At 49.4% G+C, this 25606-nt stretch carries 23 protein-coding genes; 16 read left to right on the top strand and 7 right to left on the bottom strand.

Annotated elements, in window-relative coordinates; translation table 11 throughout:
* Positions 1-47 precede the first annotated feature (47 nt).
* Positions 48-449: an Rrf2 family transcriptional regulator gene (locus BM058_RS11840; protein WP_090927261.1), complete on the bottom strand. Its 402-nt coding sequence runs from the start codon at positions 447-449 to the stop codon at positions 48-50.
* 124 nt (positions 450-573) lie between these two features.
* Here BM058_RS11840 and BM058_RS11835 point away from each other — a divergent pair, with 124 nt between their 5' ends.
* Positions 574-1026 carry a hypothetical protein gene (locus BM058_RS11835; RefSeq protein ID WP_090927260.1) on the top strand — a complete coding sequence of 151 codons (453 nt, stop codon included), beginning with the start codon at positions 574-576 and terminating at the stop codon, positions 1024-1026.
* A complete protein-coding gene (locus BM058_RS11830) occupies positions 1016-1339 on the top strand; it encodes a helix-turn-helix transcriptional regulator (protein WP_090927259.1) in 324 nt (107 codons plus the stop codon). Before BM058_RS11835 ends, BM058_RS11830 begins: the two co-directional genes overlap by 11 nt.
* Positions 1340-1344: 5 nt before the next feature.
* Here the strand turns inward: BM058_RS11830 and BM058_RS11825 are convergent, their stop codons facing one another.
* A complete protein-coding gene (locus tag BM058_RS11825) occupies positions 1345-2511 on the bottom strand; it encodes a DUF4317 domain-containing protein (RefSeq protein ID WP_090927258.1) in 1167 nt (388 codons plus the stop codon).
* Between the two features lie 202 nt (positions 2512-2713).
* Between BM058_RS11825 and BM058_RS11820 the strand changes: the two genes are divergently transcribed.
* Positions 2714-3619 carry a M23 family metallopeptidase gene (locus BM058_RS11820; RefSeq protein WP_090927257.1) on the top strand — a complete coding sequence of 302 codons (906 nt, stop codon included), beginning with the start codon at positions 2714-2716 and terminating at the stop codon, positions 3617-3619.
* Positions 3620-3785: 166 nt separating this feature from the next.
* On the opposite strand, the gene BM058_RS11815 is transcribed toward BM058_RS11820, so the two are convergent.
* Positions 3786-7574: an S-layer protein gene (locus BM058_RS11815; RefSeq protein ID WP_090927292.1), complete on the bottom strand. Its 3789-nt coding sequence runs from the start codon at positions 7572-7574 to the stop codon at positions 3786-3788.
* A gap of 290 nt (positions 7575-7864) precedes the next feature.
* Here BM058_RS11815 and BM058_RS11810 point away from each other — a divergent pair, with 290 nt between their 5' ends.
* From BM058_RS11810 to BM058_RS11770, 9 genes are all read left to right on the top strand, one after another.
* A complete protein-coding gene (locus tag BM058_RS11810; RefSeq protein ID WP_090927256.1) occupies positions 7865-8053 on the top strand; it encodes a hypothetical protein in 189 nt (62 codons plus the stop codon).
* Between the two features lie 358 nt (positions 8054-8411).
* The gene (locus BM058_RS11805) at positions 8412-9365 is read left to right on the top strand and encodes a carbohydrate ABC transporter permease (protein WP_090927255.1); all 954 of its coding nucleotides are present in this window, start codon (positions 8412-8414) and stop codon (positions 9363-9365) included.
* A gap of 14 nt (positions 9366-9379) precedes the next feature.
* Positions 9380-10216: a carbohydrate ABC transporter permease gene (locus BM058_RS11800; RefSeq protein ID WP_245736966.1), complete on the top strand. Its 837-nt coding sequence runs from the start codon at positions 9380-9382 to the stop codon at positions 10214-10216.
* Between the two features lie 31 nt (positions 10217-10247).
* Positions 10248-11594, top strand: coding sequence for an ABC transporter substrate-binding protein (locus BM058_RS11795; protein WP_177195537.1), 1347 nt, complete (start codon positions 10248-10250; stop codon positions 11592-11594).
* 64 nt (positions 11595-11658) lie between these two features.
* Positions 11659-13413: a heparinase II/III family protein gene (locus BM058_RS11790; protein WP_090927253.1), complete on the top strand. Its 1755-nt coding sequence runs from the start codon at positions 11659-11661 to the stop codon at positions 13411-13413.
* 23 nt (positions 13414-13436) lie between these two features.
* On the top strand, positions 13437-15272 hold the full coding sequence (locus tag BM058_RS11785; RefSeq protein ID WP_090927252.1) for a cache domain-containing sensor histidine kinase: 1836 nt from the start codon (positions 13437-13439) through the stop codon (positions 15270-15272).
* A complete protein-coding gene (locus BM058_RS11780) occupies positions 15247-16794 on the top strand; it encodes a helix-turn-helix domain-containing protein (RefSeq protein WP_090927251.1) in 1548 nt (515 codons plus the stop codon). The genes BM058_RS11785 and BM058_RS11780 overlap by 26 nt, the downstream gene beginning before the upstream one ends.
* Positions 16795-16804: 10 nt before the next feature.
* A complete protein-coding gene (locus tag BM058_RS11775) occupies positions 16805-18646 on the top strand; it encodes a DUF2264 domain-containing protein (protein WP_177195536.1) in 1842 nt (613 codons plus the stop codon).
* 4 nt (positions 18647-18650) lie between these two features.
* The gene (locus tag BM058_RS11770) at positions 18651-19409 is read left to right on the top strand and encodes a sugar phosphate isomerase/epimerase family protein (RefSeq protein ID WP_090927249.1); all 759 of its coding nucleotides are present in this window, start codon (positions 18651-18653) and stop codon (positions 19407-19409) included.
* A 153-nt stretch (positions 19410-19562) separates the two neighbouring features.
* Here the strand turns inward: BM058_RS11770 and BM058_RS11765 are convergent, their stop codons facing one another.
* Entirely contained in the window at positions 19563-19889 is a 327-nt protein-coding gene (locus BM058_RS11765; RefSeq protein ID WP_090927248.1) for a putative quinol monooxygenase, read from the bottom strand.
* Between the two features lie 168 nt (positions 19890-20057).
* Here BM058_RS11765 and BM058_RS11760 point away from each other — a divergent pair, with 168 nt between their 5' ends.
* The 3 genes from BM058_RS11760 (at position 20058) to BM058_RS11750 (ending at position 22517) form a co-directional block, all read left to right on the top strand.
* On the top strand, positions 20058-20981 hold the full coding sequence (locus BM058_RS11760) for an AEC family transporter (protein ID WP_090927247.1): 924 nt from the start codon (positions 20058-20060) through the stop codon (positions 20979-20981).
* Between the two features lie 736 nt (positions 20982-21717).
* Entirely contained in the window at positions 21718-21912 is a 195-nt protein-coding gene (locus tag BM058_RS11755) for a hypothetical protein (RefSeq protein ID WP_090927246.1), read from the top strand.
* Positions 21912-22517, top strand: coding sequence for a zeta toxin family protein (locus BM058_RS11750; protein WP_090927245.1), 606 nt, complete (start codon positions 21912-21914; stop codon positions 22515-22517). Before BM058_RS11755 ends, BM058_RS11750 begins: the two co-directional genes overlap by 1 nt.
* Positions 22518-22780: 263 nt before the next feature.
* Here the strand turns inward: BM058_RS11750 and BM058_RS18880 are convergent, their stop codons facing one another.
* Positions 22781-22999 carry a transposase gene (locus BM058_RS18880; RefSeq protein WP_407690180.1) on the bottom strand — a complete coding sequence of 73 codons (219 nt, stop codon included), beginning with the start codon at positions 22997-22999 and terminating at the stop codon, positions 22781-22783.
* Positions 23000-23679: 680 nt separating this feature from the next.
* Between BM058_RS18880 and BM058_RS11740 the strand changes: the two genes are divergently transcribed.
* Complete coding sequence (locus BM058_RS11740; protein WP_090927243.1) at positions 23680-24669, top strand: Gfo/Idh/MocA family protein; 990 nt, start codon at positions 23680-23682, stop codon at positions 24667-24669.
* 64 nt (positions 24670-24733) lie between these two features.
* Here the strand turns inward: BM058_RS11740 and BM058_RS11735 are convergent, their stop codons facing one another.
* Entirely contained in the window at positions 24734-24943 is a 210-nt protein-coding gene (locus tag BM058_RS11735; protein ID WP_090927242.1) for a hypothetical protein, read from the bottom strand.
* Positions 24943-25311, bottom strand: a complete 369-nt coding sequence (locus tag BM058_RS11730) for a hypothetical protein (protein WP_090927241.1) — start codon at positions 25309-25311, stop codon at positions 24943-24945. The genes BM058_RS11735 and BM058_RS11730 overlap by 1 nt, the downstream gene beginning before the upstream one ends.
* Positions 25312-25606 lie beyond the last annotated feature (295 nt).

Here is a 25606-nt window from a genome sequence, read left to right as displayed (position 1 = left end):
TCCGTTTCAGCACGGATGGAGTTTTTTTAACCTGGATAGCACCTACTTTAGAGAGCGGCCGGTGCTGATTCAGCAAAGTCGGCAAGTGTACGCTGTTTCAGTTCTTCTTCCATTTTATCTTCGGCTGATACCATCACCTGCTTTACCATGCATTCCGGATTATCATTCAGGCAGCCGTCAAAAAGCGAGACAGGTCCTTCCACGGCATGAATGATATCAAGAAACGATATACTTTCCCATCCGCGCGGCAGACGGTATCCCCCTTTGGCTCCGGACGCCGATTCCACCAAACCCGCTTTAACGAGCTGGGTTAAAATCTTAGACAGATACGTCGGCGAAATCTCCATTTTCTCCGCCAGCGGCTGTACACCCAGCTGCTGTTTTGGGTCGGTCACCACAAAATACAGCATCGTATGCAGCGCATAATTGGTCGCTTTGGAAAACTTCATTTTCCCCACCCCTATAAAAGAGTTATTATATCTATAATAGATATAGATTTATTAAAAGTCAAATTCCAGATACGCTCAGTATTGTGATAAAATAGTATGTAACTGGAAAAAAGGGAGGCAGACGTTGAACATCTTACGGCAGGGTTTTATGATGTGGATTCCTTTTGCACTGCTTTGTCTTGGAGCAGGCTTTGCTGTTGAGCTGGCAGAAGGTTCGAAAATAGGAAATTCGGCTTATCCCGGCAGCGGCTTTATTGTAATGATCTGGTTCGCCGCCGTTCTTGGATATGCTTTCACCTTTCTGCCGCTTACGCTTATGGTTAACAGGACTATGAACCGTGTGATACCGCGGATGTTGATGTACACGGCTGCCGGAGCATTGGGAGGATATTGGTATTTTACCGGCGCCTACGCCCCTTATATCGATGCTTATGACCTGAGAAGCATGACCGCGGTTCTGTCCTTTGGAGCAGCAGGTATCCTGTACGCGCTTTTTGATCATTACCTTTTCAACCACCCGAAGGCGTTTCAGCAAAACCCGGATGTAAAAGAGGAGGAAAGAAATAGTGGCACGTAAGTCGAATCGCAGCATAATCATTCTGGAGCTTCTGCATCACGAGGATATGCAGAGCAGGGAACTGGCCAGGCGTCTCCGGTTGAAATCGATGAACCGGTTTAACGAAAGAAACCTGGATCGTAAGCTGCAAAAGCTTGAAGAAAAAAATCAGGTACGTTCCTATTGGTATGACGATCAGAAGCAGACCAGCGGAGCGGTGTATTACATGATAACGGTGGAGGGGCAGAAGACCCTCCGCAAAGAGGGGGAGAGAGGATCTCTGGTTATGGAAGTGATAGGGTACATACTGGAGGGATTAAGGGTCTGGCTGTAAGCGGATTACGGATTAAAAGATTCCGGAAGCATTTTTAATCCGTCGACTTCCGCGTCTTCTTCCACTTCAATCATAATACAGCGTTTCCCGTTGTAATTTACCTGCCGGACGTATTCGAGATCCTGCGGGCTGATAGAGATATTGGCGATTTTAGTGTTAATCTTGATCGACTTCGAATTGTATTTCGGGACGACACTGCTTGCTTTCAATTCGTGGCTGTCGTTATCCACAGCCCGCTGAAACGCTGTCTTCACCTGTTCGGGGTCAACATCTTCGCCGCTTTGTTTCAACACTTGTCCGACGTCTTTGTAGTCGAGAGTCGGCGCGGTTTCTTCTTCATTTTCTTCCACGACGCGGTGGATTTCCCCGTACACATTCGCGAGGGTGGAAGGGCTGACCTGTCCGCCTGTGACGTCTTTGATCACTTCTTCGAACACGGCTTTATCTTCTTTAGCCGTTACGATTGTTTCTCCATTTAACACCTCTTCGGTGAACCGGTAATCAGGGTCGTTGGCTTTTCCTGCCGCATAGAGAACACGGTTCACATCAGCCGCCCCGTCTGTGATGGATGGAAAAAGAAATCCCGACATCGGATGCTCCAGATCAATCACCGGATCGGTCGCAACGTTATACTTGAATTCTTTTTCAATATAATCGAACTGCATTTCCCGCTTCGGCTCTTCGGTCTGGTTGATGCTGCATAGAATAAAAGGGTTGGAATACATCGCATGCGTTCCGCCTTCTTCGCTGCCTTCGCTGCGGCGCCCCGCCGGGATGGCGTATTCCGCACGGATGAAGGTAATGACGATATCCTTGTCATACGTGTGGTTGTCCATCATCTTCTGCGTCATAAGAAGCATCTGTTCTTTCCAGTCTTCGGTCTCGGTGCTTAAGAGCCCTTTGTGCAGAATCAACTGGCTGGAATTCTCCACATCCCGCTGAAACTTCAACTCGAACAATTTTTCATCGAGCTGTCCGGTCAGGACTTTCTTGAAATTGTTCATGAAAAGTTCCTGCTGCTCACGGTCGAGCATCTCAAACGGCTGACTTTGGTGATGATAGATCTCGGACGTGTCTCTCATAATATAAACATGAAAAATCTCGGAAATTGTTAATGTATCATTGTCCACTTTGAACTGCCGGCGCAGGCCTGCTACGTCTTTTTTCTCCATTACGGTTCACTCCTCGGCTGCGTTGTCGTTCGCTGATGTTTTATTTTAACATAGAAGTAAAGCACACTGAATGCGGGCGCAATGAGGCAGGTTACGAGCGAATGTATGTTGATTGCGGGCGAATCCGTGTCGAAAGCAGGCGAAACGTTGTCGAAATCGAGCGAAATCGTTTATTCTACTACGGAAGAAAAGGAGAAAATCAATGACGGGAACGATCATACAATTATTTATTATCCAGCTTCTGCTGCCGGCGTTGTTTATCATATCGCTGTGGCGGGCGAAAATAACCAGCAAGTTGGAGTGGATCATACAGGGACTATTCATGACAACGTTTATCAGCTGGATCTTTTTGTCATCACCATGGTACTGGTCCGGTTACTACCTCCGTTTTGTCTGGCTGCTTCTACTGGTGCTGGCGCTTTTCTTTTCGTGGAAAAAAATCAGGACTATGCCGTTTCGTGCTGCATACTCCCGCAGTCAGAAAGGATCGCTTGTCGTCTACGTTCTGCTGCTGATTATTTTTGGTATGTATCACATCGGTATTATAAACGGATACAGTGCGGAAGAAGAAGCGGTGGAACTCGCCTTTCCGCTGCAGAATGGCACATATTACGTGAGTCACGGAGGCGCGGATACACAGATTAACTACCACAACGCACATCCGGCGCAGGAATTCGCCGTCGATGTCGTGGCTTTGAATACGCTGGGATCACGAGCGGCAGGATTGTATCCGGAAAATCTGGATAAATACACGATATACGGCAAAGAACTGCACAGTCCATGCAGCGGTGAAGTGACCGCAAGCCGCAGCACCCTGCCGGATCTCACACCCCCTGAGACCAACACCGATCAGCCGAGAGGCAATTTTGTGGAAATCGAGTGTACGGATCAAAATGCCGATATCCACATGGCCCACATGCAGGAAGGAAGTGTGCAGGTGGAAGAAGGGGAGACTGTGCAGGAAGGCGATCCAATCGGAGTCACCGGCAACTCCGGCAACACGAGCGAACCACATCTGCATATACACGCGGAACGAAACGGCGAAGGGGTGCCGATGACCTTCAACGGCCGCTTTCTCGTGAGAAACGATATAGTGTGGCTGCGATGAACCTGCTTTAGGTGTTTGCGGGCGGAATATTGTCGATTGCGAGCGAAATTGCGTGCTTTACGAGCGAAACCATGTCGATTGCGGGCGAAAATGGAGATGTTGCGAGCGTTCCGCTGATATATATAAACGCCGCCCCTCGTAAAAGGGACGGCGTTCTAAACCAATTTTATGCTTCCACCAGTCCATCTACGGCCTGCTGCAGGGAATTCTCTGCAGCATGGACTTCAATCAGGGTGGAGTTCGGATTTTTCAGTATCTGCTTTGCGTTCTGCCTGGTTTTATGGAACGTTTTCCAACTGTCTTTTGTATAGTCTTTATGGTTTCTGTCCTGCTGGGCGTCAAACAATTCCTGCAGTGAGGATTTATCGACGCTGATGTTATTTTCTCCAGTGATCACATCCATGCCGTCCAGCACAAAGCTGCCGCCTTTCACGACGATTTCGGCGCTGTGGGTTTTGTTTTCGAGTCCCCGCAGCACGTAGGACGTCTGTCTCGCGCCGGTAGCATGAATCCGGTGATCTTCCTCCATCAGGGTGCCATCCACGTACACGTCAATTAACGCATCCGGCGTGGCACCGAACAGGTTAAAGCCTGTACCTTCAAAATCAAACACCATGCTGTTTGTTTGTTCTTCCGTATCCGGGGTGCTGTAAATATTGACGCCGCGGTAATCCATATACGTTTCTTTGGCTTCATTGTCTCCAAGCGACACCTTCAACGTGTGTTGTCCTTCTTCGAGGTTGCGTACGGAATAGCGGATGCCGGTGTCGGAGTCGACAGTGTGACTCCCCATATCTTCGCCGTCGAGCTCCACCTGATAGGCGGTTTCTTCGCCGGTGCCTGCTAAATAGTCAATGCCGGTGCCGGTGAAATGGACAAGAATGTACGGATTGTCGTCAAAGTTTGCCCACGCATTGGTACTGTTGGCGCCCCAGTCGTTTTCCCCTTCACGGTAGGCATATACGGTGTTATCATTCCCGTCAATCGCTGATTCTTCCGATACGGCCGTGAAATCATCGGGAGCCAGGGTGTCCTTTGTCGTAAGCGGATGCTCCTCCGATGTTTCCACCTCAGCGTGGGTGAAGCTCGCATACCCGTCGTTTGCAACAACTTTCAACGTATGCTCGGTTTCTTCCAGGTTTTCAGCGGACCAGACCATCTGCTCTCTTTCGCTGTTATTCAGGTAGTCTGCCTCTCCGGCTGGTTCGCCGTCAAGGTAGACATCGGCGGTCCCGTTGGATGGATTCGTGATGCCGTACAACCTGATTTCATTTCCTTCAAATGTAATTTCAAATGATTCGCCGCCGGATCCCCAGGCATTTGTTCCATTGGAGGACCAATCGCCGGAATAGTAGACTTTATTTAATGTGCCCTGGGTGTCGGTCGTGTCCTGGTGGTCGATGTCCACGCCGTTCCAGACAGGTACATCGGTTTCTGTGGTCATCAATGTCCGGTTGAAATGATCATACCCGGTACGGCTGTAGGTCCAGTCGCCCACGTAACCGATTGGATTCACGTCGTCTTCGTTACTTTGGGCTTCCTCTTTCGAATCGTAGACATGCCCCTGTGCGTTATCTATCTTGTCTGATTCGTAGGCATAGTCGTCCAGCGCTTCGACTTTCAGGTTGTCAAAGAGTGTTTCATAATAACCGGAGCCAAGCGATACCCGTCCGGCCATGACCGTTTTTTCTTCATCGGTGTAGCTTGCGATTTCTTCTTCATCGAGATACAGCGTAAACGTATTTTCTTTTGCTTCCAGCGCTATATTGTGCCACTTGCTGCTATCAAAGCCTTCCACCGTTCCTTCTTTAACGACGCTTCCCATTTTCAGTATTTCATAGCTTCCATCCTCATACACTTTCGCGTTATAAGGAGCCTGGGAATCACCGCCGCCCGCTTTCACCTGACGGACGCCGATCAAGGCATAATTGCTTCTGTCCTCCGCTTTCGGGGTGTGGGTGTCGAGCAGAAAATCATATGATGCTTTGTAGTTCGCCCAGCGGTGGTCCCCGATATTGGTTGTCGGATTGCGATCGGTCTTTGCGCCGTCTGTGCCACCCCAGACCGCCCATTCCGCACCGATAATGTCAGGTGTTATCTTCTGCTGCAGCATGCTGCCGTGCTCGTCCGCCTGCGGAATCGTACGCTCCACCCGCTCAGCGCTGCCCTGTTCTTTTGGTTTTGTCGCTTCTTTTACGACCTCAAATGCGCCGGTTTGATCGGTGGTATAACGCGGGGTGCCGCCGCGCCGCTCCATGTAGTCTCTTCCTTCTTCATCGGTGCCGTATTCGTCATATTCAAAATCATCCTCGTAGGGAAGAGAAAGAATCGTGTTTTCAGAGGTATCAACCGGATCCGATTCATATTCGAAACCTTCTACCTCGGCCTGCTTGTCCAATGTTGAAATGGTTACGATCGAGTAGGGACTCACTTCCACATTGTACTGTCCATTTTCCGGGGTGACAGTCCCGGTATGCTGAAACCAGTTTTCATCAATCGCTTTGCCATCCTCTGACCCTTTTGTTTCCCAGACATGAACCGGGGCATTTTCCTTTCCATTTAACTGTTCTGCCTGAATCGTGTAGCGCCGGGTATCTTCTGTATTGTTGGCGAAAATAGTGGAGTAGTCGCCGGTTTCCGGGTCTTTGAGCGTCATATGATTACGCGTGGCCGTATCGACTTCGATACCACCGTCAAAAAATTCTCCGTTACTTGTCGTCGCGCCCTGGACGTACTGCCAGCGCTCATTTTTCTCTGTGGAGCGGTCGTCATGCTCGACAAAGTTCATAACATGGCGCACGCCCTGCAGACCACCGTCTGTTTCATAAAAACCGGACCAGGGGTCTTTCGCGCTGATTAAATGTTTTGGATTGTACGAAGCACCTTCGTAAAAAGCACTTACGGAAGGCTGAAAGTCAAAAGATACCGCATTCAGAGGGTTCTCACCGGCTCCTTCCCAGGAATAGGCGGAAATAATGCGGGACGTGACATCCACGATACCGTACTGTCCGCCGAGCCCGTTGTACTGCGGCTCCATGTTTTCCCGGTAGCGTGCGTTCACCATCGGGGCAACACCTTCGGAGATCCAGATGTCTTTTGGTTCTTTCCCGTTATCTTTCAGGGTGTTCTGAAGTTCTGTTAATGCATCCGAACCGGAAATTTCATAGTGGGTACTGATTACATCGATATCTTCCCGGAGGTCTTCATGATCGAGCAGTACCTGGCTGATAGAGGATGTATCCCGGTACCCGTCGGCGGCGACAAGTTTGATGTCCTCGTAATCCTCCTCATAATTGGGTTCCTCTTTTAAAGAAGAAGTGAAATACTGCAGCCATTCCTCGTCAATTCTTCCGTTGCCGTTCTGGGCCCGTTCATTCTGCGTCACACCGACATAATCGAGTTTGAACCCGTATTCTTCTTCCACGGCATCCATCGTGTCTTTATACCATTGGTATCTTTTTTCATAATTTTGATTGGCCACGCCTTCCCATGTCCACCGCGGTTCTCCCCAACGCAGGATTTCGGTTGTAATATTTTCATTGATCGATTTCGCATCGGCGGCGAACTGAAATCCAGCTCCGCGCAGGACATTGGCCGGTTCATCCTCATAACGTTTGGTGGCAGGCTCTGTTCCGGACGAAGAGTTCACATCCGCCCCCAGTTCCACTTTTACATGGGCAAGCCCCGCGCCGGTTTCGGGATCAAACAATTGGTGCATAATCTCCCAGTATGCTTCCGGATTTTCTTCCTTGTAGTCCATCAACAACCGTGTCGTGTTATTGGCAGAAACCGTGCCGAATCCTTTAAACCGGTGATCTTCATCGACATCATTCCCATTGATGGTAATGGTTTCCCTTTCTTCATCCGCCAGCGCTTCGTCACCTGTTGTCATGGTGGCGAGTCCCGGTAAAACGAAAAGAAGAGCCGCGGATGCCAGCTGTTTTTTTCCAATCATTAAATTCAAAACCCCTTTTTTCATTATTCTGCTGCGTTGACGTACGATCCTCCTTTCTACAGGTGTCCATATCGGTTATCATTGTACGTTGTTTTGTATGCGCTTTCATATAATTATTTTGCTTATTCTGAAAATAATTTGACTGTCTCGGCGGAGAACGACTACGTGAGATGGAGGAGAGTATCACGCCCGCGCTAATGTAAAATTCTGCTAAAAAGCAGTGCGCGGGAACGGTCGTGGTATTCCTGATGGTATGCTATACTATAGGAAAAAAAGAGGGGGGGCACGGTATGTATTGGGCGATACTTGCGGTGGTCGGGACTTCTTTCTTCTTTTCGTTTTTCTTCGGGGAATCGTCATGGACCGACTATTACCTACTGGCGGTATTTCTTTTCATGCTGATTATCTTTATCGCCACCTATATAAAAAGGAATAGAAAAAAACAGGCAGCAAAGACAGATCCAGATATCCGCAAATAAAACGCCGGCCCGCGCCGCCATACCGGGCCGGTTTTTATGGTTGGTGCAGAACAATACAATCCACTACGGTTATGGACACTGGTTATGTGAAAGAAAATGATAGTGTCCAATAAGGAAGGTTTACCGGACACTAAGATATAAAAAAACAGGAATAGTGGTTCCCGGGGGCAGGTGTGTAACCACTAATCACGCGAAAAAATGCGATAGTGTCCATTAAATGAATACCCTTCAGAAAAACACCTTTTCCACAGAAAGCAAAATTCTTTTCATTTCAGTCAAATCTGTTCCATGTGCTCATCGTTGAAACCGCATACAATATACCTATAGTTGAAACCGCTTACTAAAGCATGGGGGGGTGATGGATGTGGCAGAGAATGAAGCTACCACAGCATATCAGAGTAATACGCACAAACAGCAGTTGGGCCGCTTCAAAAGCACGAAGTTCAAAGAAAACTTCGCAGGCTATATGTTCGTGGCACCGATGTTAATCGGTACAACTGTTTTAATCATTATTCCTATTTTTATCGCGCTTGCTGTCAGTTTTACGGACTGGGTCTTTATCAGTGGGTTTCAGAGCGCGAACTTCGTAGGATTGGAGAATTTCAAGACGATGGCGCAGGACGCGCCGTTCATCCAGTCGGTGGTGAACAACATCTGGTTGATTCTGGCCGTGCCGCTGACGATGGCGCTGTCGCTGGTGCTCGCTGTCGTTATTAATAAAAACGTCTACTTTAAGGGATTTTTCAAGGTTATTTATTTTATGCCTTATATCTCCAGTATCGTAGCAATCGCCATTGTATTCCAGCTTTTGTTCCACCCGTCTTACGGACCGATTAATGAGTTTCTCATGTCGATCGGTATTGATAATCCGCCGAAGTGGCTGGCAGATTCCGACTGGGCGCTCGTATCAGTTATTATTATCACGGTGTGGACGTCGATCGGGTTTAACCTCATTATTTATCTTGCCGGACTGCAAAATATCCCCGCGGATTTATACGAAGCGGCGGAAATGGATGGCGCGTCGGCCTGGGTGAAATTCAAAAATATCACGGTACCGATGCTGTCGCCGACAACATTTTTCCTTTTAATCACAGGAATCATTTACAGTTTCAAATCGTTTGAACTGATTGTTGTTCTGACCGAAGGCGGTCCGGGGTATTCTACATCGGTGATTGTGTATTATCTGTATGAGCAGGCCTTTGAAAATCTGAAATCGGGCTACGCCTCAGCAATTGCGATTACACTGCTCGGCATGCTGCTTGTGATCACAGCCATTCAGTGGATCGGGCAGAAAAAATGGGTGAACTATTAAGGGGGTGAAAGGTATTGAATCGTCTGCGGAGACTGAATGCGAAAAAAGTTATTATTACCATTATCATGTTCGCGATCGGGCTGTTGTTTCTGATGCCGTTCATCTGGATGTTGTCCGCGTCGCTGAAGGCAGAAACCAACGTGTTCTCGTATCCGATTGAATGGATTCCTTCGGACTGGAAGTGGGACAATTACCGCCGCGTGTGGTTTGGGGAACAGCCTTTCATTCTGTACTACTGGAATTCCATCAAAGTAACGGTACTTACCACGCTGCTTTCTGTAACCGTTTCCGCGATGGCGGCGTACGGATTTTCCAAAATCCATTTTAAAGGAAGAAATGCGCTGTTTCTGATTGTGCTTGCCACCTTTTTGATTCCTGCGCAGGCCATCCTTGTGCCGCAGTTCATGATGTACCGGGTGCTCAACCTGTTCGATACGCACCTTGGGTTGATTTTGCTGAACAGTTTCAGCGTTCTTGGAACGTTTTTATTAAGGCAGTTTTTCTCCAGTATTCAGGATGATTATATTGATGCGGCGAAAATGGATGGAGCATCCCACTTCACGATCTTTTACAAAGTTGTTGTGCCGATGATGATTCCAGCTATTTCGACCTACGCCATTCTCCGGTTTATCTGGACGTGGAACGACTACCAGGGACCGCTCATCTTTTTGCGGTCGGACCATTTGTCGACGATTCAGCTCGCGATTGAGCGTTTCTCGACGAGCAGCGGGGAGTTGTACAGTTTAATTATGGCAGGGTCGGTGTCGGCCATTCTGCCGCTGATCATTATTTTCATCATCGGACAGAAATACGTTATTGAAGGAATCGCACGAGGGGGAGTAAAAGGGTAACCTTTTAACTATAATGAAGGAGGGAATTATAATGAAAAAATCACTGTTAACACTATCGGGGACGTTTCTACTTGCGGCACTTGCAGCATGTTCCGGAGGAGGAGATCAGGAAGCTTCTGATTCAACAGATGGCGGGGACGGTGGATCTTCCGGGGAGGAAGTCACCATCCGTCTCCACCATTGGTACAATGAAGAACAGGACAATTGGAATGAGGTCATTTCTTCATTCGAGGAGTCTCATCCAAATATTAACGTAGAATCGGTGACGCCGGAAAACAACGACGCCAACGAAACGATGCAGCAGATTGACTTGGCTGCGGCCTCAGGGGACCAACTCGATGTCATCATGGTCAACGATGCATCCAACTACGCCCAGCGGGTGAGTCAGGGCATGTTTGAACCGCTGAACAGTTATATTGATGAAGCAGGCTTTGATTTTGATGAAGAATACCGCGTCAATACTGCTGTGGACGGAGAGCGTTATGCGCTGCCGGGGAAATATAATATGCACTTTGTCATGATGAACCAGGATAAACTGGACGAAAATAACCTGGAACTTCCGACCGAATGGACGTGGAACGACTTCATGGATTATGCCGACCAGTTATCTGAAGGTGAAGGCGCCAATAAGATGTATGGCACGTACTTCCATACGTGGGTCGATTACGTCAAACTGGCAGCGTTTAACCAGCCGGAAAACAGCAATCTTGTAAAAGATGACGGCACAACGTCCAATATCGACAGCGAAAAAATCAGACAGTCGCTTGAAATAAGGCAGCGCGGTCATGAAGATGGATCTGCCGTACCGTACGACAACACGATTTCCCAGGAACTGTCGTACCGGGATCAGTTTTTCAACGAGTCCGCAGCAACCATTTTGACAGGCAGCTGGATGATCAGTGAAGCAGGCGGTATCGACGGCAGTCCGTCGCCGTTTGATGTATCATTTGCACCTTATCCAAAAGCTGAAGAAGGGGATCCGGTGACAACACCGGCCGGCGCGGACTTCCTATCCGTATATTCCGGTTCCAACAACAAGGACGCAGCGTTTGAATTCATCCGCTGGTACACGACAGAAGGTATCCAGGAACAGGGAAGATACCTGCCGGCCTATAAGAACGCGGATCTGCAGGAAGTCGTCGATAACCTTGTTCAGGCAAGTGCCGCTCCGGACAAAGTGGACACGGAATCTCTCATCAACGTTCTCGAAACGTCTGAAGCCGCACCGCTTAATATCCCTCCAACCTATATCGGAGAGGTGGAAGATGCCTACATGAGTGAAACGGATGCTTTCCTTCTCGGGGAACAGGATCTGGAGACAACGATACAAAATGCGGATGAAGCAGCACAGAAGATTATCGATAATAACGCGGAATAACAAAACGAAGGATGAGGGTCCATACGACCCTGATCCTTCCTCCTGTTTAGAGAGAAGGTGAACCATGCTGTTTTCACGAAAAAAAGGAGAACGGCTGCTGCCGTCTAAAGTCATGGATAGAAACTGGTGGAATAAGCGCCCGTCTCATCCGGCCTGGCAGGCACCTGCCGCAGAAGTGGCAAGTGAAGCCGGACAACTCATTAACCGCGGCACGCCACCGTTAACCGATGATTTATTCCGGTTGTTTGAAGAGACCGGGTCCCGGCAGGAATATGAAGCCGTTTATTTTCATAGAAGGCACCGGTTGAACACGTTTGCCTTCATGACGCTCCTCCATCCAGAAAAAAAACAGTACAAACAGGCTCTCCGGGAGGAAGTGGAAGACGTTTGTTCGGAATATTCGTGGTGTCTGCCTGCACACATCAAAGATGATGATCCGAATACGATTGATCTGTTTGCTGCGGAAACCAGTTTTGCGCTGAGTGAGATGAAAAGCATCCTCGGCACCGAACTTGGAGAGAGGCTCTGCCGGCGTATAGAGGAAGAAGTGCGTGGGCGTGTACTGCAGCCCTTTCTCAACCACACGTATCACTGGGAAACGGCAGATCATAACTGGGCGGCTGTGTGTGCCGGATCAGTCGGAGCGGCTGCGATGCACCTGCTTGAAAAAGGAGAGGTACTGGATGCGGTTCTTGAGCGGAATATGCGGACGATGGACTATTTTCTGAGCGGATTCAACGAAGACGGCGTGTGCCTGGAAGGCTGCCAATACTGGCAGTACGGCTTTGTATTTTTCGTGTATTTTGCCGATCTGCTGCTTGCAGAAACGAAAGGGCGGATCGACCTGTTCCAAAAGGAGAAAGTCCATCAGATTGCGCGTTTTCAGCAGAACGCGTTTTTATACCGTAATAAGGTGATTCCTTTTTCGGACTGCGTGCCGGAGCAGTCGGTACCTCTTGGATTGAGCCATTACCTGCACCAATGCTTCTGTGATGTAACGGTTCCCGATTACCATCTCCGAAAACCCTATACGGCTGATCACTGCGCGCGGTGGGCGCCGCTTCTGCGCGAGTGGATATGGCTGGATGAAACGCTCGAGGGCAGGGAGTGGGAAGAAAAAGACGAAGTGATGGATGCTTCCCAGTGGGTGGTGTCCCGCTTTCGTTCCGGAGAAGATCACTATGCATTCGCGGCAAAAGGCGGACATAACGATGAACCGCATAACCACAATGACGTCGGCCACATGATCATGATGAAAAACGGGGAGATGTTTCTGAAAGATCTGGGAGCGGGGTTATACCAAAAAGGATATTTTGACGAGAAAAGGTATACGTTTATCACGAATCACGCCCTTGGCCACTCCCTTCCGGTAATAAATGGAAGCTGGCAGACACAAGGGGCGGATAGAAAGGCTGTGCAGACAAAGACGGTGCAGGATGAATCACATCTTGTTTACGGGCTCGAGCTGAAAGATACGTACCCCGTTTCGGGTTTGACCTCCTTTCACCGGACATTCACCTGGTACAAAAAAGAGAAACCTATGCTTGAAATCCTGGATGCCTATGAACTTGAAACCCCTCCGAACGGTTTCACGGAACAGTTCATTCTTGGGGATCTTCCCTGGAAAGAAGAGGAAGAGGGAGTGATTGCTGCAGATGGCATGCAGATCCGCTATGACCCTGTTCAGCTGCGCCCGGTGATGACAAGGGAGCATTTCACTAATCACAGCGGCCGGAAAGAATTCTATCAATTATTGAAATTATATGTCCATTACCCTCCGCAAACAGGTATAATAAAGATAACGTTTTCATTTTCCTGAACAGGAGGCAGAGGGGTATCCGTATGAAAAGGGTCGTGAGTTGGTTCCGCAGCAGTTTTTCTTTTAAGCAGAAACTGTTCATCTGGGTTGTCATCTGTATGCTGCTGCCGATGGTATTCAGTGTTATCAACCTGAATATCTCCAGCTCCCAGATTTTACGGGAGCGTCTGATTCAAAGTGAGGAGAATGCATCCGAGCTGACGGAGGCGAATGTGTCCAATATGATGGATAACGTCATTCAGACGATGAACGACGCCACGTTCAATAACGATATCCAGCCGATGATCTCAAGTCTCCGCAATGAACCGCTGGGAGCAAGACAGATTCTTGAGATTAATAACCGCCTCAGTTCGTTGTCAAGAAATCATAATATTTCGCTCTCAATTGTAAGTGCGGATGAACAGCAGGTGATGTCAGGATCCGGCTGGAAACCGGCTTTTACGGAGGAGAAGCCGCTGTATAAAGATTTTCAAAGCCGGATGGAGGAATTCTCATCCTTTCAGGTGCGCTGGCTCGGACCTGCCGCTCTGCTCGGAGAGAGTACGTTTTCCGAAGAGTCTGTGAATTCTCCGCTGCTGCTTGCGCGCCGGTTGACGGACTATAACGGTGAGACGACGGCTTATTTGTTCGCGCGTATCAGTCGTACCGAGCTGGACCGGGCGCTTTTGGCAGATGAAGACGTGGGACGCCGTAATCTTCTTTTGGACCGTGAAGGAAGAGTGTTGTACGGAAATGAAGACTACGTGCCGGGGCAGGAATTTCCTTATGGAGATCAAGAGCACAACGGAGAAGAAACCTTCATCACATCTATGGAAGAAGGGAAAGACCACGTGCTCGTCAGACAGGGATTCGAGCAGCGTGACTGGAGTCTTGTCAGTTACGTGCCGTACCAGCAGGCCGCAAGCAGTCTCGACCGGGCTTACCAGCAGAATTTCTTCATCCAGGCAGGAGCGTTTCTGCTGTTTATCCTGATTATGCTGTTTGTGATCCACCGCTTTTTCCGGCCGATCCAGCGTCTTGTGTACACGGCGGAAAAAGTAGAGCAGGGGCATCTTGACATGCGCAACGAATTGCAGCGAAACGATGAAATCGGGAGGCTGTCGACGTCGTTTGACCATATGCTGGACCGGATCCAGGAAACCATCCAGGAGACCAAAACCGAGCAGGCGATGAAGCGCAAAGCGGAAATGGAAGTGCTGCAGTCCAAGATTCAGCCGCATTTTTTATTTAATATTTTAAATACGATCCGGATTCAGATGCTCAAAGACGGCAGCACCGAAAACGCGAAGCTGATCACCTCGCTCAGCACCCTGCTCCGCGCGATTTACCGCGGATCGGAATGGGTGACGCTCGAGGAAGAGTCCAAACAGCTGGAGGAGTACGTAAAGCTGATTAATCCAATGAGAAAGTATCCGGTGGAGCTTGAGCAGGAGCTGGATGCCGACACCTTGGGAGAAAAAGTCCCGCAGTTCATCCTGCAGCCTGTCATTGAGAATGCGTGTTATCACGGTCTTCCCGCCGCGCCGGGACGTATCAGAATACGGGCGTGGACCGAAGACACCATGCTCTGCATCGAGGTGACCGACAACGGCAAAGGACTCGAACCGGAAAAACTGGCAGGAATCAAGCGGGCGCTGTTTGTAAACAAAGAGGATATCGTCCGCGATTATATGAATCAGAAAAACAGCATGTTCGGCATTGGGTTGAAAAATGTATATGATCGAATGAAGTTAACGTATGGAACTGCCCTGTTTATGGACCTCGACAGTAAAGAGAGGGAAGGAACAACGGTATTCATGCGGTTTCCAAGAAGTCAAAGGGGGTTGATGGGTGATGAAAGTACTGCTGGCAGAAGATAATTACCAGATGCTTGAGTTTATGTATCAATGCGTGCCCTGGGAGGAACACGGACTGGAGGTAACGGCCCGATGTGCCACAGGGATGGAAGCATGGACATCGGCCCGTGAAGATATGCCGGATATGGTCATCACCGATATCAGCATGCCCGGGATGGATGGTCTCGAGCTGATCGAAAAGGTGCGCGCCGTCAATCCGGCACTCGAATCCATCATCATTACGTGCCACGATGATTTCGAGTATGCGAGAAAGGCGCTGCGGCTGTACGTTGGGGATTACATTTTAAAAGAAACCCTGGAACCCGGCATGCTGCTTGAAACCGTGCAGCAGCTGAAAAAGAAGCTGGAAGAACAGCAGGCGGACCGGACGCATATCGATGCGCTCCAGACGTTCGTGGAGTATTCAAAAAAGCCTCTGAAAAAGGAATGGATCCATTCGTTCCTGCACGGTACCGAAGAGCGTTCGGATGTATTGTCCCTATCGTTTGACACCTCCCGTTATGTCCCGGCGGCCGGACGGTTTATCGATGCGCAGGAGGAGGGAGCAGAATCCATCGTCGAGGCGGCCAGCCGTTTGGCGTTGGAGGAAGAGAACGGCGATTACGTCATCGCTTCTCCCGGTGAGATGTATTGGTTTTTCCCTTATAACCGCGCCATGACGGCAGAGGAAGTCTCGATGCAGCTGACGAAGATACAACGGTACGTCCAGCGCGAAACCGGGCAGTCGCTTGTCTTTGTGACAGGAGAGCACGCCGGCAGCTGGGAGGAGCTGCGGACGTCGCTTGAGCAGATGACCCCGTCGGTCGGCGGATGGTTTTACATTACGGAACCAGGTGTTTTCACCATGGATCAACTGACATTGAAATCCGGTCATGAAGATATTTTCATGCATTATACGACAGCATTATATGACCTGAAGAAAGTTATTACCGAAGAAGACGCGCAGGCTGCAGAGAACTGGCTGCAGTCATGGATGAACGAGATAAGGGATAAGGCATGGCATCCCGAACAGGTGAAAAGCTGGATTCATAAAATCCTGATCGATATCGATCTCAAATATCAGTCGCTGCAGCACTACAGTGACAAGCCGTCGTCCGTGCTGTACAGCGAGATCCATGCGCTGCGTCATATTGGCGAACTGGAGGCGTACCTGCGGGCGTATGTGCAGCAGAAAATGACGCTCGCAGCGCATCTCAGGGAAAGCTCGGACCGCCGGGAAATCTGGGAAGCGAAAAAGTACGTGGAAACGCATCTCGGCCAAAAAATCACGATGGAAGGGGCGGCCAACCATCTTCATCTCAATCCAAGCCACTTCAGCCGGATTTTTAAACAGGAAACCGGGGAGACGTTCGTCGAATATACGACGAAGAAAAAGATGGAACAGGCCGCGCACGATCTGTTGTATACGAATCATACGGTAGATGATATCGCCCTGTCCATCGGGTATGACAATACGAGTTATTTTGCCAAATTGTTCAGGAAATTCAGCGGAGTTCCGCCGAAACAATACCGAAAAGACAAATGAGGTGACGCATATGGAAGAAAATCAAATACAGTCGCGCCGGGATATGGAGGAGCTTCTGGAGCGTATTCTTGAACCGCTCGACTCTTATTTCAGCGAAGGAAAAGCAAGAATTCCTCTTGGTGCGACGAGTGCCCATTTCGGCTATGATATCGCAGAAATGGAAGCGTTCTCCCGGGTGCTGTGGGGACTTGTTCCGGCTGCAGCCGGCGGTGCGTGGGACGGCCGCTGGGAGTGCCACCTGGAAGGAATCAAAAACGGAACCAATCCGGAGCACCCTGAATTCTGGGGCTGGGTGCACGGCATTGATCAGCGGCTGGTGGAGATGGCGGCAATCGGGTTTGGTCTTGCCATGATTCCGGGAAAACTATGGACACCGCTTACGGAAACGGAGCGGCATCATCTTTATCAGTGGCTCGACCAGATTAATCAATACGATGTAGTGGACAATAACTGGCATTTTTTCCGTGTTCTTGTGAATACCGGATTTGACGCGGTCGGCATGCCGGTCGATGAGGAGAAACAGCAGGAATCATTCGACTTCATCGAGTCCTGTTATCAGGGAGACGGCTGGTATGCGGATGGACCGGTGGAGCAGTGGGACTATTATATATCGTTTGGCTTCCACTTTTACGGATTGTTGTATGCGGCGCTGCAGAAAGACAAGGATCCGGAGCGGGCAGAACTGTATAAAAAGCGCGCAGCGCGTTTTGCCGATGATTTTATTTATTGGTTTTCGGATGATGGCTCGGCACTGCCGTTTGGGCGCAGCTTGACGTATCGTTTTGCGCAGGTGTCGTTTTGGAGTGCGTGTGTGTATGCGGAGCTTCCGGAGGTGGACGTTGGTGTGGCAAAAGGGCTTATCATGCGGCACATCCGGTGGTGGATGGAGCAGCCGGTTTTCTCTGGCGATGGGCTGCTCACGATTGGGTACGCGTATCCGAACCTGATTATGGCTGAAAATTATAATTCCCCCGGGTCGCCGTACTGGGCGCTGAAAACATTTCTTGTGCTGGCGCTCCCGGAAGAGCATGCGTTCTGGCAGGTGGAGGAAAAGCCGATGCCGCAGCTTGAGCGGGTGAAAAAGCTTGCTGCGCCGCGGATGACGATGATGAGGGAAGGCAGTCATGTGTTCAGTCTTGTGTCGGGGCAGTATTTGTCCACCGAACACTCGCATAATGACAGCAAGTACGCGAAGTTCGCCTACTCGACCCGGTTTGGATTTCACGTGCCTAAGGGAGTGTTCGGCCCGGAGCAGGGAGCGTTTGATTCAATGCTTGCCTTCAGCGAAGAGGATGGGTATTACCGCGGACGGCGGCGGACCGAGGTGACCGATTGGGAGGACGGCGTGCTGTATTCGCACTGGAAGCCGTGGCGTGATGTTGATGTGGAAACGTGGCTGCTGCCGGCGTGGCCGTGGCAGGTGCGGGTGCACCGGATTCATGCCCGGCGGCCGCTTGATGCCAGAGATGGGGGCTTTTCGGTGCCGATCGATGTGGACGGACAAAAGCCGCTGCCGGATATACAACCGGACATAGAAGAGAACGATCACGTACTGTCTGTGGAGCTGCCCGCGGGAATCAGTGTGGTCGCGGACTTAAGTGGGGAACGTCTTCTGGAAGCGGGCCGGACCGAGCCGAATACGAACCTGCTGTATGCCGCACCGGCCGTACTGCCTGCCGCCGTGTCACGTCTCTCCGGAGAGGACGGCCCGGTCTGGTACGGCACCGCCGTGTATGCCGGCAGCCGCATGCCCGGCAGCGTTCCGGAAATGATCCGCCCATCCGGCGAATCAGCGGAGGTTGTGTTTAACGGGAAGACAGAAGCGACACTGAGATCGAGATTGGAGGAGTAAGGCAATGTGGAAAACAGGAGTGTGTTCCGTGACGTTTCGGGAGAAGTCGGTGGATGAGATCATAGAGCTGGCCTCGCAGGCCGACCTTCACAGTATCGAATGGGGCGGCGATGTGCACGTTCCGCCTGGTGACACGTCGGCTGCCGCCCGCACGGCCGAGAAAACGAAGGATGCGGGTCTGGACGTTTCCTCTTACGGATCCTACTACAAGGCTGGTGTAGAACAGGATACCCCGTTTCGTACTGTGCTGGACACTGCCTCTGCTCTCGGTGCTCCGTCCATCCGGATCTGGGCAGGCGTTAAAGGCTCAAACGACATAGAGCCGGAGGAGCGGCAGCAGGTCATCCGCGATATCCAGGACGCTGCTTCGCTTGCGAAGGATAAAGGGATCGGCGTGCATCTTGAGTATCACGGAGGAACGCTTACTGATACTGCGGAGAGCGCCCGGCATCTGATGGAAGAGCTTCATCATCCGAACGTTCAGCTCTACTGGCAGCCGGCGGTCGGACTGTCGCTTGAAGAAAGGCTCGATTCCATTGAAACGGTGAAACCGTGGATCAGACACGTCCACGTTTTCTTCTGGCGCGGCACGACCCGCTACCCGCTTGAGGACGGGCAGGAGGAATGGAACGCTTATTTTCAGCAGATTCCAGACAGCGGGGACCGCTATGCCATGCTCGAATTCGTGCAGGACGACGACCCGGAGCAGTTTCTGCGCGATGCCGCCGTCCTGCACAAACTGCTTACACCGGACCGGCCCTGATATTGGCAGAGAGCTGTTACCGGATGAGTGCCGATAAAATCGAAATGCCGCCGATGGTTTGAAAAAATACCGATATTCCGGCAGGAACCGCCGATATAGCTAAAAACCGGCTGACTCGATCAGCCGGTTTTTTTGATGAGAGAGCCGTTTTTTTCAGCTTTCCAGTGAGGAAGCGGATATTCCTTTGCCGCCCAGGGGAGTGAACGGGCCTGTTTTCTCGACTCCGGCCAGGATCGGCCGGGCTTTTTTGATTAACGTTTGGCTGACGTCCATTGATAACGAAGCCTGATGCGCTTCTTCGCTGGACCACACTTCATATACGTAGAGGACGTCCGGGTTATTGTCATCGGAATTGATAATGTATAACTCGCACTCCTCCAGCTTTTTCATTTCCTTCGAAGCCTCCAGCAGCAGTTCTGCCAGTGTATCGCGTTTTCCGTCTACAACTGTAAATGTATTGCACAATCCGAAGCGGCGCATGGTCATTCCCCCCATCCCATATATATCTTCCAAGACTCTTCTATACGTACAGGGACTATTCCTTTTTTTACATGAAAGGGATAGCATGCCGCTGAGGAAGCGTTGTAAGATAAGAGAAGGAGGAACGAACCTCACTTTGAACCCTGCAACCGGAACGGATGATAGCACATGGCGGTATTATTTCAGATTCTGCTTCAAATTATATTTCCCGTTTTCTTTTTACTGGGGGTGGGCGCCCTGCTGCACCGCCTGCTTCAGTTCGACATGAAAACATTATCGCGGCTGTTGACATACCTTTTTCTCCCGACGGTTATTTTTGTGAACATTTATCAAAACGACATGACACCGTCGCTGCTGCTTGAAATCGGCGGGTTTCTTTTGATTCAATTTTTGCTGCTCGGCTCGCTTGCTCACGTGACGGCAAAAGGAATGAAAATGGACAAGAAGCTTGCCGCGACGTTCAAAAACAGTGTCGTGCTGAACAATTCCGGCAATTTCGGCCTGCCGGTCAGCCAGCTTGTCTTCCAGGCGAATCCGGTCGGCGCATCGGTGCAGATTATGGTCATGATGTTTCAGAATATCATCACGTACACCTACGGCCTCATGAACGCGGCATCCACTGAGGGAAAAGGCACGATGAACCTCAAAGAAATTCTGAAGACCCCGATTCTGTATGCGCTCGTGCTCGGTTTTCTGTTTTACGGCTTTCAGATTCCGATCCCGGGCTTCATCTGGACACCGATTGAAAATATCGCCGACGCGTTTCTCGCCGTAGCGCTTCTCACGCTCGGCGCGCAGGTTGCCTATCCGAAGCTGGAGAACTTTTCGGCCGCTTTTTTTCTGGGACTTACCGGAAGGCTCATCGTCGCGCCGTTGACCGCGCTTGCTGTCATTTCGCTCTTTGGCATAGACGGCACGATTGCGCAGGCGCTCTTTATCGCAAGCGCCTTTCCGATGTCCCGCAACAGTGCCCAGTTCGCGCTCATGTATGACAATTACCAGGAATACGCCGCCCAGGCCGTGCTCATCTCCACCCTGATCAGCAGCGTCACCGTCACGATTGTCATCTACGCATCGCGGCTGTTGTTCTAGATTCACCTATCGATGTGTTTGCCCTGGGGAAGCCACACTTACAATCCGTCTCTTCCCCGCTCTTTTTCGAGAGCACCATGGAGCATAGTATATTAAGAAAGGTTCATAAAGACAACATTATTAAATTTCAATCCAATTAAAATGAAACTGTACATTTTCATGCCTGTTGATTTACCATATAAAGGAATGGGAAAGGATTCTATGAAGAGGGTGCATCTGTGATCAAAGCATGTATCCCCCCTTCTTTTTCGTTGGACGGAGCCGTCTGCTCAGGCTCCAGCGGGAGAAGCGTCAGCCGAAGATCACCGGAGGCTCATACGAGGTGAGTCAGATCGGCGCCCGGCAGGACGTGCCGAACTTAGCCGATCCTCCTTTACCACCATATAGCTGAGGCGACGCCCTGCGGCTAAGGAGACACTGGGAGAACGACCGAAGGGAGTTCGAGCAGATGTCGCTCTTGTGCCCGGAGGGTGAAAGCGGGCAGGAAAGGCGTAGTCCAACGAAACGCTTCCTATATTTGCATAATCAACAGCCGTGGTACATTTTAATTATTTCTATTATAAACAATTGCTATTACTTAATAATGTGTTTGAGAATTAATTGAAAATCGATGTAATGAAAAACAAAGTTATTCATGCTTTATTGTTATGAAGTATCCAATCAAATGTTTTGAAATAAAGCAAATAGTATAATGAAACGAGCTATCTGATATAATGAAATAAAGGTGGTGATTCTTGTGTGGGAACAGCAAAACGTAGAATCCAAACGAAAATACGGCTGGGTTGATAAATGGGCGGCGATGACCGGAGAACGGGCAAGAATAGATGCCAAAGCTAACAACACGTATATAATATATGAGCAGCACGGACAACTTGTAAAAGAATTTCCTGACGGTAAAATTATTCCGTTTCATAATGAAGGTGAAGCGTAATGGATTCGCGTCGACCAGTGTTTTTCGTATTTGCAGGGAATAACGGTAGTGGAAAAAGCACGTTTCGCAATTTAATCATCGACAAAATCGGTCTTGATATTAATATCGATGCTGATGCTGTTGCACGAAGGTTAGATACAAAAAATCCAGAGGCGAAAAGGATTGCTGCAGGAAAAGAAGTCATCAAATCGGTGAAAGAATACATGAAAGAAGGTAAAGATTTTTCAATCGAAACAACACTTGCGGGCAAAAATGCACTTAGGCAGATAAAGGCAGCGAAAGAAAATGGGTATGAAGTGACCATGTTTTACATTGCACTGAGTCATGTTAATCAAAATATTGAGAGAGTTGCAATGAGGGTGAAAAATGGCGGACATCATATCCCGGCTGAAGATATCTTCAGGAGAGAAAAAACTTCTTTGAAACACCTTTATGAATGTGCTGTTCTTATCGATAATCTTATTCTAATTGATAACAGTAATGATAACGGAGAAAGTGTGTTGGAAATCAATAAAGGCAAAATAAGTTTTGAGGTAGATCGGTTGCCTGAGTGGGCGCTGCCTGTATGGGAGCAATTTCAAAAAAAACCGCCAACAGAGCGATAAACCGAATTTCTATTTATTTAGAATAGGTTTGTTTACTATTAACTTATTATTAATGTTTTTATTTACAAGTTCAATGTTAAAACTCTAAAGTTGCATAATCAGTAACAGGAATATCCAATAGAATTAATATTTTACTTTGGAGCTTACATATCTCCTTAGGCAATCATCAGCTCTTTTTCAAGAGACGGCAGAGACACGCCCTTTTGGGCTTTCTGATAAACATAGAGCAGGAGAGAACGGCGCCTTTCCTTGTCAGCCCGCCATTATCCTGTAGTGAATTCCTGCTGGTCATGCTGCATGATGAACGTGTAGGCAAGTTGAAGCACCAACATGTAACGCTTTATAGCGAAAAGGGATCGCAGCCTGTAATCCCCCATATAAAGTTTGTCCTTCGTTTCCTGAAAAAAGGTTTCGATGTTCCAGCGTTCAGCGTAGAAATGCAGGATCTTTTGGGTGGTTAAGCTGGAATCTGTACAAGGGATGAACTCTGCAAGTTTGACCCATCGAATTTCCGGATTTAATTGGGCCCGAATGACAGGAAGAAATCCTCCGGCAGAATGAGTTGTTGTTCCGAATGATTATACATGGATCGCCGCCTCCATGTGCAAGGGTTTTGATGCCATATGTTATGATTTCCTTGCGCCTATCTTCGACATAAGAAGGCAAAATCCTTGCGGCATCAGCAGATTTATTGGATTCAGCAGACCCTGAATAGACCGCGGTCACCGATATTTTATTCATAGATTTTTTAACCTTATATGATGAAAGAATACAAGCACTCCCTTTCCCACCGGCATATTCTGCTGGGAAAGGGGGTGACAGATCGTGAGAGAACAGTGCTGGTGTCACCATCACAGCCGCAAGCCGCAATGCGGATGTGAAGATAACCTGGGCAAACTGGGCTATCATGGTCATGGCTGTAAATCCAGGCGGGACTGCCTGCTGGAATGCAGCCGGCGGTTAAACAAATGCCTCGAATCATGCAAGTCCTACGACGAATACGGGTTGGAATGCTGCGTGCAGGATGCCATTCGGTGTTTCGACCGATGTTTTTATTAGATAGAATAAAGGAATCAGGCGGTATAAGGTTTTGTCTCCTTATGCCGCTTTTCATAGAAAACATAAATAGGATTATAATTTTTTAATAAGGGAGAGGGAGCTTATGAAGGATGTGCGTTGGGGAATCATTGGCTGCGGGGATGTGACAGAGAAGAAAAGCGGGCCCGCCTTTCAGACGACGGCGGACAGTTCGCTGGCTGCGGTAATGCGGCGGAACGGGGACCTTGCGCGAGATTACGCGGAGCGCCACGGAGTGCCGGTGTGGTATGACAAGGCAGAAGATCTGATTCAGGACGAGAACGTAAACGCCGTTTATATTGCCACCCCGCCCGGTTTTCATAAAGAATACACGATGATGGCGGCGGAGGCGGGCAAACCGGTGTATGTCGAAAAACCGATGGCGCGGTCCACCCGCGAATGCGAAGAGATGGCAGCGTTCTGCGCCGAAAAGCAGGTGCCGCTGTATGTTGCGTATTACCGGCGCACGCTCCCGCGTTTTCTCAAAGTGAAAGAGCTGCTGGACGCCGGCGCAATCGGCGAGGTCCGTTTTGTCACGATGCAGCACACGCAGCCGATTGCCGAGAAAGACGAGAACGGGGAATGGCCGTGGCGTCTGCAGCCGGAGGTGAGCGGGGGCGGGCTGTTTTTCGACCTCGCGTCACACACACTCGACCTGTTCGACTACCTGCTCGGACCGGTTCGCGATGTCACCGGATTCGCCCGCAACCAGGCCGGCGCCTATCCGGTCGAAGATACCGTGAGCGGCGCGTTCTTGTTTGAAAACGGCGCGGCCGGCACCGGCATCTGGAATTTTTCTTCCTATAAAAAAGAAGACGTGAACCGGATCGTCGGCACAAAAGGCGAAATCATCTTCTCCTCATTTGATGAAAAACCGGTGACGCTGATGACCGGGACGGAAACGAAGGACTATATCATCGAACAGCCGCAGCCCATTCAGCGCTATCTGATTCAGGCGGTGGTCGAAGAGCTGACCGGCAAAGGAACGACAGCCCCAAGCACCGGAGAAACAGCGCTTCGCACGAACCGGGTGATGGATGAACTGGTGAAAGGTTTCTATGGTAACAATCCGTGATGAATGTCAAACGTAACGTCCCAATGAGAACTTTCTCCTTCATTATTTTTAGAAGAAGTGAACATTATGTCGATGCAGGGGTTGTGTATTTTTTAAAATAAACGAATAAACTTCCAAAGAAAATGGCTCCTGTGATTCTGGTGAACAGGCTGAATGTAACTCCTGTATCATATCCAAATACGGCAATCGTTTGATTGATATGGAATCCAAAAAGAAGGTGTACCAGACAGTAGATTCCGGTGATACAGATGATTGTTTTCCACACGGTTTTCATTACAGATGATCCATCCATTGTTTCCATTCGTCTTTCACATCGTCCTCGTCGATCAGCGTCACGCGTTCCCCGACGCGGACGAAATGGTTTTCTTCTTCGCTTTTCATCAAATATATGTTCTCAAACGGGGTGTGGATGATTTCGTTGATCGGGATGTTCTGTTTTTTTGAGAAATCGTGGATTCTGATGAAAGTTTCGTGGTCAACGGGCTTTCGGTCCGCTTGATCCGGGATGGCGGCATCAATATACTCCTGCATTATTCGATGGGTGTGGGAGTGATCCATCCCATTTTTCACCGCGCCTTTGACTACAAAATAAAAAATAATGAAAAAAAGAATCCAGAGAAAGATAAACGTAAAAAGACCCATATCCTGCCTCTCCTTTGTCATGTGTTTCAAATTCCCTTCCAATTATAACAGGACTATCCATCGTATACATAAAAAAGAACAAAAAGCCGGCTGAACGGTGGAATCAGCGGGCTTTTTCATGTGACCTGCTCCGCTTGTAAGGTGGTGGATTTGGCATGTATTCCGCTTGATTCGGCATGTAAATCCGTAAGTTTGGCATGTACCAGGAACGCCGGATTGTATTTGGGCGTGCTTGGCATGTATTCGACAATGTTTGGCATGTACCTGTCCGGAAACGGCATGTAAACGAAGAAAC

The organism is Salibacterium qingdaonense, from assembly GCF_900114715.1.
Lineage (GTDB): Bacteria > Bacillota > Bacilli > Bacillales > Marinococcaceae > Salibacterium > Salibacterium qingdaonense.
Note: the sequence above shows the minus strand (reverse complement) of the source record. Positions and strands in the feature narration are given on the sequence as shown.

Bases quoted from the DNA above. Each gene is read 5' to 3' on its own strand.
- BM058_RS11840 (WP_090927261.1), bottom strand. From the start codon at position 449: ATGAAGTTTTCCAAAGCGACCAATTATGCGCTGCATACGATGCTGTAT.
- BM058_RS11825 (WP_090927258.1), bottom strand. From the start codon at position 2,511: ATGGAGAAAAAAGACGTAGCAGGCCTGCGCCGGCAGTTCAAAGTGGAC.
- BM058_RS11820 (WP_090927257.1), top strand. From the start codon at position 2,714: ATGACGGGAACGATCATACAATTATTTATTATCCAGCTTCTGCTGCCG.
- BM058_RS11815 (WP_090927292.1), bottom strand. From the start codon at position 7,574: ATGATTGGAAAAAAACAGCTGGCATCCGCGGCTCTTCTTTTCGTTTTA.
- BM058_RS11810 (WP_090927256.1), top strand. From the start codon at position 7,865: ATGTATTGGGCGATACTTGCGGTGGTCGGGACTTCTTTCTTCTTTTCG.
- BM058_RS11805 (WP_090927255.1), top strand. From the start codon at position 8,412: ATGGATGTGGCAGAGAATGAAGCTACCACAGCATATCAGAGTAATACG.
- BM058_RS11795 (WP_177195537.1), top strand. From the start codon at position 10,248: ATGAAAAAATCACTGTTAACACTATCGGGGACGTTTCTACTTGCGGCA.
- BM058_RS11790 (WP_090927253.1), top strand. From the start codon at position 11,659: ATGCTGTTTTCACGAAAAAAAGGAGAACGGCTGCTGCCGTCTAAAGTC.
- BM058_RS11785 (WP_090927252.1), top strand. From the start codon at position 13,437: ATGAAAAGGGTCGTGAGTTGGTTCCGCAGCAGTTTTTCTTTTAAGCAG.
- BM058_RS11780 (WP_090927251.1), top strand. From the start codon at position 15,247: ATGAAAGTACTGCTGGCAGAAGATAATTACCAGATGCTTGAGTTTATG.
- BM058_RS11775 (WP_177195536.1), top strand. From the start codon at position 16,805: ATGGAAGAAAATCAAATACAGTCGCGCCGGGATATGGAGGAGCTTCTG.
- BM058_RS11770 (WP_090927249.1), top strand. From the start codon at position 18,651: ATGTGGAAAACAGGAGTGTGTTCCGTGACGTTTCGGGAGAAGTCGGTG.
- BM058_RS11765 (WP_090927248.1), bottom strand. From the start codon at position 19,889: ATGCGCCGCTTCGGATTGTGCAATACATTTACAGTTGTAGACGGAAAA.
- BM058_RS11760 (WP_090927247.1), top strand. From the start codon at position 20,058: ATGGCGGTATTATTTCAGATTCTGCTTCAAATTATATTTCCCGTTTTC.
- BM058_RS11750 (WP_090927245.1), top strand. From the start codon at position 21,912: ATGGATTCGCGTCGACCAGTGTTTTTCGTATTTGCAGGGAATAACGGT.
- BM058_RS11740 (WP_090927243.1), top strand. From the start codon at position 23,680: ATGAAGGATGTGCGTTGGGGAATCATTGGCTGCGGGGATGTGACAGAG.
- BM058_RS11735 (WP_090927242.1), bottom strand. From the start codon at position 24,943: ATGAAAACCGTGTGGAAAACAATCATCTGTATCACCGGAATCTACTGT.
- BM058_RS11730 (WP_090927241.1), bottom strand. From the start codon at position 25,311: ATGGGTCTTTTTACGTTTATCTTTCTCTGGATTCTTTTTTTCATTATT.